General features: G+C 72.0%; 14 protein-coding genes. 10 read left to right on the top strand and 4 right to left on the bottom strand.

Annotated features, from left to right (window positions below; genetic code table 11):
• Positions 1 to 55 precede the first annotated feature (55 nt).
• Complete coding sequence (locus tag ACFPCV_RS00550) at positions 56 to 1,285, bottom strand: helix-turn-helix domain-containing protein (RefSeq protein ID WP_378053253.1); 1,230 nt, start codon at positions 1,283 to 1,285, stop codon at positions 56 to 58.
• 321 nt (positions 1,286 to 1,606) lie between these two features.
• On the opposite strand from ACFPCV_RS00550, the gene ACFPCV_RS00545 reads away from it, so the two are divergent.
• Both ACFPCV_RS00545 and ACFPCV_RS00540 read left to right on the top strand, forming a co-directional pair.
• Positions 1,607 to 2,302, top strand: coding sequence for a hypothetical protein (locus tag ACFPCV_RS00545; protein ID WP_378053251.1), 696 nt, complete (start codon positions 1,607 to 1,609; stop codon positions 2,300 to 2,302).
• A gap of 10 nt (positions 2,303 to 2,312) precedes the next feature.
• Entirely contained in the window at positions 2,313 to 2,591 is a 279-nt protein-coding gene (locus ACFPCV_RS00540; protein WP_378053250.1) for a hypothetical protein, read from the top strand.
• Between the two features lie 53 nt (positions 2,592 to 2,644).
• Here ACFPCV_RS00540 and ACFPCV_RS00535 read toward each other — a convergent pair whose 3' ends face one another.
• A complete protein-coding gene (locus tag ACFPCV_RS00535) occupies positions 2,645 to 3,289 on the bottom strand; it encodes a TetR/AcrR family transcriptional regulator (RefSeq protein WP_378053248.1) in 645 nt (214 codons plus the stop codon).
• Positions 3,290 to 3,349: 60 nt separating this feature from the next.
• Here ACFPCV_RS00535 and ACFPCV_RS00530 point away from each other — a divergent pair, with 60 nt between their 5' ends.
• The 6 genes from ACFPCV_RS00530 to ACFPCV_RS00505 all read left to right on the top strand — a co-directional run bounded on the left by ACFPCV_RS00530 (position 3,350) and on the right by ACFPCV_RS00505 (position 8,841).
• Positions 3,350 to 4,186 carry an SDR family NAD(P)-dependent oxidoreductase gene (locus tag ACFPCV_RS00530; RefSeq protein WP_378053246.1) on the top strand — a complete coding sequence of 279 codons (837 nt, stop codon included), beginning with the start codon at positions 3,350 to 3,352 and terminating at the stop codon, positions 4,184 to 4,186.
• A 13-nt stretch (positions 4,187 to 4,199) separates the two neighbouring features.
• Positions 4,200 to 5,444 (top strand): TetR family transcriptional regulator, encoded by a 1,245-nt coding sequence (locus ACFPCV_RS00525; RefSeq protein ID WP_378053244.1) that lies wholly within the window; start codon positions 4,200 to 4,202, stop codon positions 5,442 to 5,444.
• An 8-nt stretch (positions 5,445 to 5,452) separates the two neighbouring features.
• Positions 5,453 to 6,295 (top strand): siderophore-interacting protein, encoded by an 843-nt coding sequence (locus ACFPCV_RS00520; protein WP_378053242.1) that lies wholly within the window; start codon positions 5,453 to 5,455, stop codon positions 6,293 to 6,295.
• Between the two features lie 110 nt (positions 6,296 to 6,405).
• Entirely contained in the window at positions 6,406 to 7,647 is a 1,242-nt protein-coding gene (locus ACFPCV_RS00515; protein WP_378053240.1) for a hypothetical protein, read from the top strand.
• 61 nt (positions 7,648 to 7,708) lie between these two features.
• A complete protein-coding gene (locus tag ACFPCV_RS00510; RefSeq protein WP_378053238.1) occupies positions 7,709 to 8,224 on the top strand; it encodes a PadR family transcriptional regulator in 516 nt (171 codons plus the stop codon).
• Positions 8,221 to 8,841 carry a GyrI-like domain-containing protein gene (locus ACFPCV_RS00505; RefSeq protein WP_378053236.1) on the top strand — a complete coding sequence of 207 codons (621 nt, stop codon included), beginning with the start codon at positions 8,221 to 8,223 and terminating at the stop codon, positions 8,839 to 8,841. The genes ACFPCV_RS00510 and ACFPCV_RS00505 overlap by 4 nt, the downstream gene beginning before the upstream one ends.
• 389 nt (positions 8,842 to 9,230) lie before the next feature.
• Here the strand turns inward: ACFPCV_RS00505 and ACFPCV_RS00500 are convergent, their stop codons facing one another.
• Positions 9,231 to 10,661, bottom strand: a complete 1,431-nt coding sequence (locus tag ACFPCV_RS00500) for an MFS transporter (RefSeq protein ID WP_378053234.1) — start codon at positions 10,659 to 10,661, stop codon at positions 9,231 to 9,233.
• A 332-nt stretch (positions 10,662 to 10,993) separates the two neighbouring features.
• On the opposite strand from ACFPCV_RS00500, the gene ACFPCV_RS00495 reads away from it, so the two are divergent.
• Positions 10,994 to 11,137, top strand: coding sequence for a hypothetical protein (locus ACFPCV_RS00495; RefSeq protein WP_378053232.1), 144 nt, complete (start codon positions 10,994 to 10,996; stop codon positions 11,135 to 11,137).
• A gap of 102 nt (positions 11,138 to 11,239) precedes the next feature.
• On the opposite strand, the gene ACFPCV_RS00490 is transcribed toward ACFPCV_RS00495, so the two are convergent.
• Positions 11,240 to 12,022, bottom strand: coding sequence for a glycerophosphodiester phosphodiesterase family protein (locus ACFPCV_RS00490; RefSeq protein WP_378053230.1), 783 nt, complete (start codon positions 12,020 to 12,022; stop codon positions 11,240 to 11,242).
• Between the two features lie 81 nt (positions 12,023 to 12,103).
• On the opposite strand from ACFPCV_RS00490, the gene ACFPCV_RS00485 reads away from it, so the two are divergent.
• Positions 12,104 to 12,454: a hypothetical protein gene (locus tag ACFPCV_RS00485; protein ID WP_378053228.1), complete on the top strand. Its 351-nt coding sequence runs from the start codon at positions 12,104 to 12,106 to the stop codon at positions 12,452 to 12,454.
• Positions 12,455 to 12,497: the final 43 nt, after the last annotated feature.

Raw genomic sequence — 12,497 nt, 5'->3', positions numbered from 1 at the left:
ATATTCCCCGCGCACGGTGCCGTTTCGTGCCGAGATTGTTCACATCCGTGTCAGCTCATCGCGCCGCCCTCAGCCGGGGTAGGCCGGCTTCCTCTTGTGCGTACCGCCTGACCAGCGGGTTCATCCGGTAGCCCGGTCCGGCCGGGGTGAGCAGGTGTGCGTTGGCGAGCGCGTCGAGCCCGTCGCGCAGCGCGGGTTCCGCGGTGGCCAGCGGGTGGCACAGCTCCGCCGCGGTCATCGTGTCGGTGTCGAGGTGGGCCAGCTGGTGCAGGAGACGCTGCTCGTCGGGGCGCAGCGTGGCGACGTGGGTGGCGATGCAGGCGCGCACCGACAGGTCGGCGACCGTGAGCCGGTCGAGCACCAGGTCGTCGTCGGTGAGCAGCGCGGCCAGGTCGGCGAGCGGGCGGTGCGGCCGGGCGGCGAGCCAGGACCCGGCGATGTGCAGCGCGACCGGCAGCCGGGCGCAGGCCTCGACGATGGTCCGGGTGGCGGCGGGTTCGTCCCGCACGCGGTCGCCGACCAGGCGGATGAGGACCTGCCTGGCGCACACGACCTCCAGCGGCGCCAGCCGCACCGGTTCCACGCCGGGCAGTGTGAGCAGGTCGCGGCGGCTGGTCATCAGCACCGCGCTCGGGGCCGCACCGGTCAGCAGTGGCCGCACCTGTGCTTCGTGTGCCACGTTCTCGAGCACCACGAGCACGCGCCGCGCGGCCAGTTCGGCCCGCACCAGCGCGGCCCGTTCGTCCCGGGTGTCCGGTGGGTCGGTGACGTCGAGGGACCGCAGCAGGCGGGCGAGCACGGCGTCGACGGGCATGGGGCTGCGGTCGGGCTGGTCGAGGTCGGCGTAGAGCTGGCCGTCGGGGAACCGGTCGCGCACCAGGTGCGCCGTGTGCACCGCCACCGCGGTGCGTCCCACCCCTGGCCCACCGCTGACCAGCGCCGACCTGGTGCCCGGTGTGGTCAGCGCCCTGGCGAGCGCCGCGACCGCCCCGTCCCGCCCGCACAGTTCGGGGACGTCGGGTGGCAGCTCGCACCGGCCGGCGGCCGGTTCCACCGGTCTGCGTCCCGCGGCGGCGAGCAGTGCGGCGTGGTCGCTGTCGCGCAACCGCAGCGCGTGGGCGAGCAGGGTGACCGTCTGCCGCTGCGGGCGTTCGGTGCGGCCGATCTCGAGATTGCGGATGGCGCGGACCGAGAGACCGGACCGGTCGGCGAGCTCCTCCTGGGTGAGGCCTGCGCCGGTGCGGTGGGTCCGCAGGACGGTGCCGAACGCGGGGCGCGTAGCCATGGTGGGGACCTCCTCGCGAGCCGCCGGGATGGGGACGGGTTACACGGTCGCCTACCCACCCCGCATCGCGCATGGGTGGTCGCCACCCACATTTGTGCTGGCAGCACGCGCGTTCACCGCTCGTGTGCGGTCCGGGACCCAGCGCGTGTTGTGCCGGGGTTTGTGCCGGTCGAAGTTCCTGGCCCAGCTGCCCTTGATCGGGTTTCGTCATGACGGGAGTGCCGACAGGACGGCCTCTTGCACGGTGGTGGCACGGCTCCGGCCGGCCCCCTCACGGCAGTCGTGCCGCCACCGCATATCGCGTTCTCCGGGAGGTTGCGAGTGACCGGTGTCTTCGGATGGCTGGACGTCGCCGACTTCGAGTCGGTCGGCTACACGTCCGGGCTGTCCGCGGGACTCGACCGGGCGCTGGCCGATCTGGACGACGCGGACCTCATGGCTGCCGCGCACGCGGGATGGGCGGCGGTCCCGGAACAACGAGTGCTCGAGGGCGCGAACGTCCTCGAGCACCACATGGCCACCTCCGAAGGGGTGGCGATCCTCGACGTGCGGCTTCCGGTGGGGCTGGTACCGCTGCGGCACGCGGGTGATCGTCCGGAGGTGGTCGGGCTGCGGCTGGCCGCGGTGCGGATCGGGCTGGCGCGGAAGCTGCTCGACCAGGCGCTGGGGCGGGGACCGTTCGACCTGGGCCGGCATGGCGCGGTGACCTCGCGCGGGGTCGCGGGCGCCGGTTCGACTGGTTCCCGGCCGCTCACCGGCGGCCGGCCGCTGCTCCACCACCGGCTCACCGTCGGCGCGATCTCCGACGTGCTCGCGGCGCTGACGTCGCTGCGCGGTTACGTGGAGGGTGCGAGGCGGTGGCAGACGCGGTCCGCGGTCGTCGACGTGCACCGCAGGCTGACCAGGCTGGACTGGCAGGTCGCGAAGCTGTTCGGCCTGCACGGGGATCTCGCCGACCACCCGGTCCGCGCGTTGTTCGTCGCCGAGCTGGCGGCGCACACGTGGGTCGGGGCCTGACAGGAGGGGCATGGACGACCGCAGAACCGTTGCCGCGCCCGCGGTTCCCGCGCCACGCTGCCACCGCCACACCGATCCGGTACGGGTGACCTGCGAAGGTGTTGGGTCGCCGCCGTTGCCGGTGCTGGCCCGCGTGCAGCACGTGTTCTGCGGTCCGGTCGCCGCCGAGGTGTGGCCGATGCTGCGGCGTGAGCTGCGGGCAGGCGCGGTCGCGGCGGGTGACCTGGTGCTGCTGCGGGTCGGCCGGGGCACCGGGGAGACCTGGACCGAGCTGGCGGTCGGTGAGTAGGAGCGCTACCGGGCGTCGCGGACCAGCATCGCGACCGCCGCGCTCGGCGCCGCCTACGTTTCGGTGCGCCGTCGGGACGCCTGAGCGAGCCCGCTGAGCGCGGTGTCGACGAGCGCGTCGGTGAACGCGCTGGTCAGGGGCCCCTCCCGGAACAGCCACCGGTTCTGGAGCGGGCCCCAGATCAGGTCGATGGCGAGGTCGAGGTCGGTTCCGGGGTCGAGCTGCCCGGCGGCGACCGCGGCCAGGAGCCGTCGTTTCTTCATCTCGCGGACGGGCTGGTCGAGCCGTTCGCGGTAGGTGGCGGCCAGTTCGGCGTTCTCGAGGATCTCGACGGTGAGCGCGCGCATCGGCTCGCTGTAGCGGGGGTTGTTCAGCTCCTCGACGGTGGCGGCGAGCACCAGTTTCAGGTCGGCGGCGAGGTCGCCGGTGTCGGGCAGCCCGGCAGCGCCGTCCTGGCCGCCGACCTCGCCGACCTCGTTTTCCGACAGTGCCAGCAGCGCGTCGAACAGGACCGCGCCCTTGGACGGCCACCACCGGTAGATCGTCTGCTTGCCCGTGCCGGCGCGGGCGGCGATGCCCTCGATCGAGAGCCGCCGGTAGCCGACCTCGGCGGCCAGGTCGAGCGCGGCGGTGAGGATGGCCTGCCGCGCCGGCCGGCTGCGGCGGGCGGCGTCGGGGGACTTGCGTTCTGTCGGCATGCGTGTCACGGTACCTCAGGCAAGACGAGACGGTCCGTCTCGTCAGATGAGGAGAACGACATGCGCACGTGGTTCATCACGGGTGCCAGCCGCGGTCTCGGCAAGGCCTTCACCGACGCCGCGCTGGCCGAAGGGGACCGCGTGGTGGCGGTGTCCCGCACCATCGAACCGCGCGAGGACGACCGGGTCCTCGCCTTTCGGCTCGACGTGACCGATCGGGACGCCGTGCACGCGGCGGTCGATCGTGCGGTCGCGCACTTCGGGCGCCTGGACGTGGTGGTGAACAACGCCGGCTACCTCGCGATGGGCATGGTCGAGGAGTTCACCGAGGAGCAGGCACGCGACCAGTTCGACGTGAACTTCTTCGGCCCACTGTGGGTCACCCAGGCGGTCCTGCCGCACCTGCGTGCGCAGGGCAGCGGTCACCTGGTGCAGGTCTCGAGCATCGGCGCGCTCGGCGGGCACCCGCTCACCGGCCTGTACAGCGCGAGCAAGTTCGCGCTGGAGGGCATGAGCGAGGCGGCGGCGGCCGAGGCGGCGCGGTTCGGCGTGCGGACGACCATCGTCGAGCCGGGCGGCTACTGGACCGACCTGTACCTGACCGGTCTGCGGGCCACCACGCCGCACCCGGCGTACGCGGACCTGCGGGCCGAGCTGGAACGCCGGTTCGCGGAGGGGTCGAAGGACAGCCTGCCGGAGCTGGCCGCGCGGGCGTTGGTGGAACTGGTCGGCAGCGACGACCCGCCGCTGCGGTTGCTGCTCGGCGACATGGCCTACGACCTGGCGGTGGAGACCACCGCGCGCAAGCTCGCGACGTGGGCGGAGTGGGAGCACGTCAGCAGGGCCGCGGAGCACGCGGTACCGCCGCCGGCCGGGTACGGAGCGCAGGCGGGGTAGGTACGGTACTGCGGTGAACACGGAGTCCCGGACAGGTCGTCGTCCCGGCCGGCCCCCGTCGCTGACCAGGAACGACGTGGCTCGGGCCGCGCTGGCGGAGGGTTTGGCGAACCTGTCGATGCCAACGGTCGCGCGACGGCTGGGCGTCAGCCACTCGACGCTGTACCGGTACGTGCACGACCGGGACGACCTGCTGCTCGCGGCGCTGGACCTGGCGCTGCGCGAGTTCGACTGGCCGGGCACGGACCACCTGGGGTGGCGGGAGCTCATGGTCTCGTTCGCCGACGCGCTGTGGCGGTTCCTCGAACGGCATCCCGGCATGGCGGAGACGTCGCTGATGGTGCCGAGCATGCCCGGCAAGGCGCTCGGGATCGCCGACCAGTACGTGGTCCGGTTGCGGGCCGAGGGGCTCAATGCGCGGGACGCGGTGATCGCGGTCGACTACACGGCGGACCTGACGATCGCGGCGGAGATCGGGGTGCGCCGGATGAGCAGGGTGTTCGACACGCCCCGTGGCAGGCGCAGCCTGCGGGAGCTGTACGAGGGGCCGGACGCCTCGCGGTTCGAACGCCGCGGCTGGCTCGACGACAAGCTCACGATCATGCTCGACGGGCTGGCGAGCAGGCTCGGCCACCCGCTGACCGGTGTGCCGCGTGCGCGGCCCGCTGCCGTGGCGGTGCCCGCCACCACCCCGGACCGCGACGCGGTCGCCGAGGCGGGGCGGATCGTCGCGCGCCGCGACGGCCTGCACGCGGTGTCGGTCGGTTCGGTCGCCGAGGAGCTGGGGACCACGATGGCGACCGTGCGCCAGGTCGCCGGCGACCGCGACGGTGTGGTGGTCGCGATGCTCGACGCCGTCGCGGCGGGCCTGGTGGTGCCCGCGCCCTCGGACGACCCGCGCGCCGAGATCATCGGTCTCGTGTCCGCCGCGTACGAGGTGCTGGCGGCCGACGCGTGGTCGGTGCTGGCGATCACGATGGACGGGCTGGCCGGTCCGCGGGTGGTGCCGGTGGTGCGGCGGATGCTCGACGCGTTCCGCGCCGCCGGGGTCGCGGAGGCGGATGTGCCCGACGCGTCGCGGATCCTGTGGGAGCACGTCTACGGCGCGGTGCTCGGCCGGTTCGAGACCGCCGACCGCGACACGTTCGCCGTCCGCACCGCGGTGGCCGCGGACCTGCCGGTGCCGCCCGCGCGGGCGGGGCTGGCGACGCTGGGACTGGAGATCGTCGTGGATGGACTTATCCGCCACTTCAGCTAAGGTTAGGCGTGCCTAACTATTCCACGCTTGAGCGGCTACAGATGAAGGTGCTCGACAAGGCTGTCTCGCTGGTGATGGCCGCACCCGCCCAGCGGGCCGTGTACGACCAGTTCACGATGACCGTCGCCAACACGGTCGACCTGGCACCGGCGGTCCGGCGGATCACGTTTCGTGCCGACGAGTTCGCCGACCACACCCTCACCGGCGCGGACGAGTACTTCGGGCTGCTCATGCCACCGGCGGGTGCGACGGCGGTGACCATGCCCAGCGCGGACCGCATCAACGTGCGGCAGGCGATCCGGCGGATGCCGGAGGACCAGCGGCCGGACCTGCGCTGGTACACGATCCGCGCGCTGCGCGGCGCCGACGCGGAGATCGACGTCGACTTCGTGCTCCACGGCGACGCCGGTCCCGGCACGCGGTGGGCGTCGCGGGCGGAACCGGGTCAGCGGGTCGGGTTCCGCGCGGGCAACGGCACCTACCAGCCCGCGGCCTCCGGCCCGCAGCTGCTGTGCGCCGACGAGACGGCGCTGCCCGCGCTGTCGGCGATCATCGAGGCACATCCCGGCGCGGACATCCGCGCGTACGTGGAGGTCCCGGACGACACCTACCGCCTGCCGATCGACTCCGGCAGGCAGGTGACGTGGCTGTTCCGCGGCGACGAGCCGCCCGGCGCCCGGCTGCTGCCCGCGGTCGCCGCTGCCGACGTGGCCGGCCTGGGATACGCGTGGCTGTGCGGGGAGGCCACGATCGCCACCGGGCTGCGCCGTCACCTGGTCAGGGAACGCGGTGTGGACCGCCGCCGCATCATGTTCTCCGGCTACTGGAAGGCGGGCGCGGCACGCGAGTGACCGGGTTGACGGGCTCGTGCATCGGCCGTGCCCGAGCCGTCAGTGTCGCGGGACTCGTATCGGGACAGGACATCCCGGAGTGGACCGGCGCACCGGCTTAGGATGATCGCGTGCGAGCGTCGAGCAGCGTGGTACGGGCGGACCTGACGGAGTTCCTCGCCGAACCGCTCGGCCCGGCGACCGTCGCGCGGTCGCTGATGGACCGGCCGGGCGAAGGCGGCCCGGTGTGGGCGGCCTACGCCGACACCCACGCCTTCGACATCCCCGGTCTCGACCACGCGGATGACAGCTCGGCTGACCTGGTCGTGTGGGGCAAGGCGCTGGACTGCCTCGCACACCGGTACGTGCGGATGGTGTCGTCGTGGACCGGCGGGCCCCACCGCCTGTACGTACTGACCCGGCAGCGGCTCGCCCTGTACACCCGTGCCGAACCCGGCGGGCTCCTCGCCAAGGCGGCCCGGGTCCGGGACGGCATCGTGCAGCTGGGCAAGGACCTCGCCGAGCGGGTCGCAGACCGGCGCAAGCTGTGGGGGAGCGGCAACTACGAGGGTGAGCCGGTCACGCCGCCGAGGATGGAGCCGCTGGCCGAGATCCGGCGCGGGCAGATCGCCGGGTTCGAGGTCGCGGAGCGCGCGGCGGCGCCCGTGCTGCGGCTGCGGCTGGTCGACGGTTCCGGCCTGGACTTCCTGGTCGGCATGACCGACCGCGACGAGTGCGAGTACGCGCTGGGGCTCACCAACGGCGCGCCGCCGTTGCGGCCGGGTGCCCGCGGCGACTGGGTGGCCACGCTCGCGCGGGAGGCGCTCGACCAGGCCGCCGCCCTGCTGCCCGGCGAGGAGGTCCTGGTGGCGGGCACGGCGAACACCGGGTACGTGGGCGCCCAGGTGGGTCGCGAGCTGCGGGTTCCGCACACACCGCTTGGCCGGATGCCCGCGCTGGACCTGCCCTCGGCGCGCTGGCCGCTGCCCGCCGTGTCCTCGCAGGGCCCGGACGGCTGGCTCGACGACCCGACGATCGCGTACTGGGCGCAGGCCGACCGCGCGGACCGCGACGCCGTCGCACTCGCCGACCTGCTCGCCCACACCTCGGGCGCCGCCCGCCTGGTGCTGACCCGCGACCGCTTGGCCCTGGTGGTGGCGACCGCGTTGCTGGCGGCTCCGCCGGATGCGGCAGGGCCGGTCACCTCGCTGCTGGACGTGGCACCTGCCAGGGTGCGTGGTGTCACCGCGGAGCTGGCGGGCCGCAGCCTGCCGCCGAAGCCGTGGCTGCGGGTGGACTTCACCGACGGCTCGACCCTGCGTCTGCGCGACCCGGTCGCCGCCCGCCACGCCGCGGTTCTCGTCGGCGCCTGAGCGAAACCAGCTCCCGCGTCGCATGCCTGCCACCTCTTATTCTAGTGCTAGAATAGTAGGTGTGGATCTCACCCCGGCCGAGCTGACACTGCTCGGGCTGCTCGTGGAGAAACCCCGTCACGGCTACGAACTGGACGAGGTCATCACCGAGCGCGGCATGCGCGAGTGGACCGAGATCGGCTTCAGCTCGATCTACTACCTGCTCACCAAGCTCCGCGACCGCGGCCTGGTCGAGGAGACCGGCGAACGCGCCCACGGCAAGTCCCGCAAGGTGTTCGCCCCGACCGCCGCCGGGCGGCGCGTGTGCGCGCAGGCCGCGGAGGCCGCGATCGCCGAGCCGCGCCCGGTGTTCCCGCCGGTTCTCGTCGGCCTGGCGAACCAGCCGGTGATCCCACCGGACCGGCTGCGTGCCGCGCTGGCCCGCCGCGCGGAGGCGCTCGCCGAACGCGTGGCGGCCATCCGCGCCGCGGCGCCACCGGACGCCCCGCCGTTCGTCCGCGCGATCTTCGACCACTCACTGACCCAGCTCGAGGCCGAGCAGGCCTGGCTGGCCGCCTACCGGAGGGACCTGCCATGAGCCCGTACGACGTGAAACGCGAACACAAGGACCTGTACGCGCCGAAGAACCGCGAGTGGGCGCTGCTGGAGGTGCCCCCACAGCAGTTCATCGCGGTGTCCGGCAAGGGAAACCCGAACACGGTCCCGGCGTATCCGCAGGCGGTGGCGGCGTTGTACGCGGTGGCCTACACACTGAAGTTCGCGAGCAAGCGGGCGGGCCGGGACTTCGTGGTGGGTCCGCTGGAGGGCCTGTGGTGGGCACCGGACCCGGAGGTGTTCACCGCACGCGCCAAGGACGAGTGGCAGTGGCGCATGCTGATCAGCCAGCCGGACTGGCTCACGGCCGCCGACATCAAGGACGCCACGGAGACCGCGCTGGCGAGCAAGAAGCTCCCGGCCATCGAACAGGTCGAACACGAGACCCTGCACGAAGGCCGGTGCGCGCAGGTCCTGCACGTGGGCTCCTACGACGACGAGACCCCGATCATGACCGCGCTGCACACCGAGTACCTTCCGGCCAACGGCCTCACCGAACGCGACCGCCACCACGAGGTCTACCTCGGCGACCCACGCAGGACGGCGCCGGAGAAGCTGCGAACCGTGCTCCGCCAGCCGGTGCGCCCACGCCAGATCTAGATGTTTGATCCGTGAAGTCGGTGTGAGTGGGCGGTCGGTCGTCGTGTGCTGGTCGCGTGGCTCCGGTTCACGTTGTGGTGGGTTTGTCCTCGCCGGACGGGCAGGTCTCGGGGATGGCAGGGAGCCCCTTGATGGTGGGCTTGCGCCACCGTCAAGGTTGCGCGGGCAGGGCCCCACTTCGCGGGGCGGGCGGGCGGGGCCCGGTTCTGGTGCTGTGAATGGCGCGTTGACGGCGCGGGAATGCCCTGAAAGGCGCGTTCAGGGCGCTGGGCGTCCTGAATGGCCCATTGACGGCACTCGTTTGCTGTGAGCACGTCTTTCACGGCATCGGCCCTGATGGCGGGTCCGTACGCCAAGCCACTTCACATGATCTTCACGGAATCAATCGTCTAGAGGAGCTTCGGTTCGGGGTTGCCCACCGCGCGGATGGCCTTGCGGACCGGGACGAAGAACATCAGCACCAGGCCCGCGAAGAAGAACACCACCAGCGAGATGATCGCGGGCCGGTAGGAACCCGTCGCGCCCGCGACCGCGGCGAACAGCAGCGGGCCCATCCACGAGGTGGCGCGTTCCCCGATCTCGTAGATCGAGAAGTACTGCGCCTCCTTGCCGGGCGGCACCATCTGGCTGAACAGCGACCGCGACAGCGCGTTCGTGCCGCCGAGCACCAGCCCGATCCCCGCCGCCAGCATGTAGAACTGCAGCGCCTGCCCGGCCTGCACGAAGTACGCCGCGCCGACCACGAACAGCCACACGGTCAGGCTGATCATGATCGTGCGCTTCGCGCCGACCCGCCGGGCCACGACGCCGTGGAGCACCCCGCCGACGAACGCGACGAACTGCACGATGAGGATGGTCGAGATGAGCACGGTTTCGTCGAAGTTCAGCTCCTCCGACCCGTACTGCGCAGACACGTTCGCGACCGTGGCGATGCCGTCGGTGTAGATCAGGTACGTGCCGAGGAACGCCAGCGTCAACGGGTACGCCCGCGCCAGCTTCAGCGTGTTCTTCAGCTCCCGGAACCCGCCGAGCACCACCCCGCCCGGACCGCGTTCCTGCCCGTGCGGACGCTGGTGGTCCTTCAGGCGCCGCAACGGGATCAGCGTGAACGCCGCCCACCAGATGCCGGACAGCAGGAACGCGACCTGCGCCGCGTTGCCCTCGGTCAGCCCCAGCGAGTCGTGCGCCAGGTACACCACGAGCTGGATCAGCAGCGCCAGCCCGCTTCCCAGGTACCCGAACGCCCACCCGCGGGTGGACAGCCCGTCCCGCTCGTCGGCGGTGGCGATCTCCGGGATGAACGAGTAGTAGATGACCACCGACGTGCCGTAGCCGATGTTGCCGAGGATGAACAGGATCACCCCGAGCTGCCAGTTCGTGCCGCTCACCAGCGACATCAGCACCGTGGCCGTCGCGCCACCGAACGCGGACACCGCGAGCATCCGCTTCTTGTTCTGCGTGCGGTCGGCGATCGCGCCGAGCAGCGGCACGATCAGCACCTGGATGATCGTCGCCGTCGCCAGCAGGTAACCCCACAGCGAACCGGCCTGGAAGTGCAGCCCGAACACGGCGATCTGGCAGTCCACGAGCTTGTTGGTGCCGCCGTCACCGTCGGAGGGGCACGGGTTCGGACCGTTCAGCGCCTTGTCCGCGATGGCCGCGTCCGCGGCGATGGCGGTCAGGTACAGCGATCCGAACACGGTGACGACCGAGGTCGGGAACACCGAGTTCGCCCAGTCGTACCAGACCCAGCCGCTCTGCTCACGCCTGCGGTCGGGTGCGCTGGGCACCGTCTCGGGGCTGCCGTCCACCACGCTCATCGATCCTCCGTCCCGGTGCTGGCACGCGGACCCTACAGGGACGGGCGTACCTGCTGATCCACTTGGGACAGGGTGTGACGAAACAGTGCCGTGACAGCTGTGACCACTGGTGCGCTTGTGACAGTTGTGACCGACAAGCACCGGTCACCCCGCGGAACTGGACCCGCCGCTGCCGGAGGAGCGGGACACCGCGCTCCCCGGGGCCAGGACCGCGGGCGACTTCCCGCTGCGCCTGCCCGCCGGGCTCGGCCCACCCGGCGCGGTCCGCCTGCTCGCCGGCGACCGCGTCGTGCGGCGTCCGCGTCGACCAGTTCGACGGCGGCCTCGGCCCGATGTTCACCAAGTTCGCCGCGGCCGCCGACATCCACCACGTCGCCGTCCACGGCGCCCCCGCGATCTGGGTCGACCGGCCACATCCCGTCCTCTACACCGACCGCGACGGGCACCCTGCGCGAGGAGTCGGCCCGCCTGCCTGATCTGGGAGCGGGACGGCATCACCTACCGCGTGGAGGGCGACCTGCCGCGGTGGCGCGCGATCGAGATCGCCGAGTCCATGGGCTAAGTGTCCCCGCGCCTGCTCACTGCGCGGCCGCCCACAGCCCCCGCTCCCGCAGGACGTCCCGCAGCACACCGGGCCGGTCGGTCATGATCCCGTCCACACCAAGGTCGATCAACTCGTGCATCTGGTCCGCGTCGTCGATGGTCCACACGTGCACCTCGATGCCACGCCGCCGCGCGGCCACGATCAGCCGCTTGTCCACGACCGTGATCCGCCCCTGCCGCACCGGCACCTGCGCGATCCGCTGGTGCCCGCGCCTGCCCCACACGAACGCGGGCAGCCGGCCCGACGCCCACAGCCGCGCGATCGCCTTCGTGCCCATCGACGTCAGCAGGCCCGCACCCGCGCTGCGCCGCACCCGCTCCAGCCTGGCCTCCGAGAACGACGCCACGCACACCCGGCCGAACGCGTTCGTCCGCCGCAACGTGTGCACCAGCGGCTCGATCGCCCGCGCAGCCTTCACGTCGATGTTCAGCAACGCCTCCGGCAGCTCCTCCAGCAGGTCCTCCAACCTGCTCACCGGCTCCCGCCCGCCGATCTTCGCGGTACGCACGACCTGCCACGGCTGCCGCGCGATCGGACCGGACCCGTCGGTCGTGCGGTCGAGCACGGCGTCGTGGTGCACCACGACCACCCCGTCCGACGTCGCGTGCACATCGGTCTCCAGGTAGCTGTAGCCCTCGCTCACCGCGCGCCGGAACGCCGACAGCGAGTTCTCCATCCCGTCGAGCTCGTCGTAATGCCATCCCCGGTGGACGAACGCACGCGGGTACGGACCGCTGAGAAAAGCGTGGTCATGCACACTGTCGAGTGTGCATCAGCGGCGTGGCACGCAGTTGCACGGGCAGTGGCCAGCTAGCGTCTGACACGTGAGGTTCGTCAGGTGATCGCTCCAGAACGACTCAAGACCCGCGCCGATGTACGGCACTGCGGCTGGTGCGGTCTGCGGTTACCCGAGGACGGCAAGGTCGGTCGTCCCCGCAGGTACTGCTCCCAGTCCTGCCGCCAGCGCGCCTACGAACGCCGCTCCGCCGTGCAGCGCGGCGGCCTGCCGGAAGACGCCGTCGTCCTGTCCGCGGCCGAACTCGCCGACCTCCAGGACCGCCTGTTCCAGCTCCGCTGCGCCGCCGAGGACGTGGTGACCGCCGCGAACGACGGCGCCGGCCCGCGCGAGCTGAAGAACCTCGCCGCCACCGTGGTCGAGAACGCACATGGCCTCGAGCGGCTGCGCTGACGCAGCACATTCGACTACGCTTCGTGCGCAATTGCCCGATCAA

It is taken from the genome of Actinophytocola glycyrrhizae (genome assembly GCF_042653545.1).
In the GTDB taxonomy this organism is placed as follows: domain Bacteria; phylum Actinomycetota; class Actinomycetes; order Mycobacteriales; family Pseudonocardiaceae; genus Actinophytocola; species Actinophytocola glycyrrhizae.
This window is presented reverse-complemented; position numbering and strand designations above follow the sequence as displayed.

Bases quoted from the DNA above. Each gene is read 5' to 3' on its own strand.
- ACFPCV_RS00550 (WP_378053253.1), bottom strand. From the start codon at position 1,285: ATGGCTACGCGCCCCGCGTTCGGCACCGTCCTGCGGACCCACCGCACC.
- ACFPCV_RS00540 (WP_378053250.1), top strand. From the start codon at position 2,313: ATGGACGACCGCAGAACCGTTGCCGCGCCCGCGGTTCCCGCGCCACGC.
- ACFPCV_RS00535 (WP_378053248.1), bottom strand. From the start codon at position 3,289: ATGCCGACAGAACGCAAGTCCCCCGACGCCGCCCGCCGCAGCCGGCCG.
- ACFPCV_RS00530 (WP_378053246.1), top strand. From the start codon at position 3,350: ATGCGCACGTGGTTCATCACGGGTGCCAGCCGCGGTCTCGGCAAGGCC.
- ACFPCV_RS00505 (WP_378053236.1), top strand. From the start codon at position 8,221: ATGAGCCCGTACGACGTGAAACGCGAACACAAGGACCTGTACGCGCCG.
- ACFPCV_RS00500 (WP_378053234.1), bottom strand. From the start codon at position 10,661: ATGAGCGTGGTGGACGGCAGCCCCGAGACGGTGCCCAGCGCACCCGAC.
- ACFPCV_RS00495 (WP_378053232.1), top strand. From the start codon at position 10,994: ATGTTCACCAAGTTCGCCGCGGCCGCCGACATCCACCACGTCGCCGTC.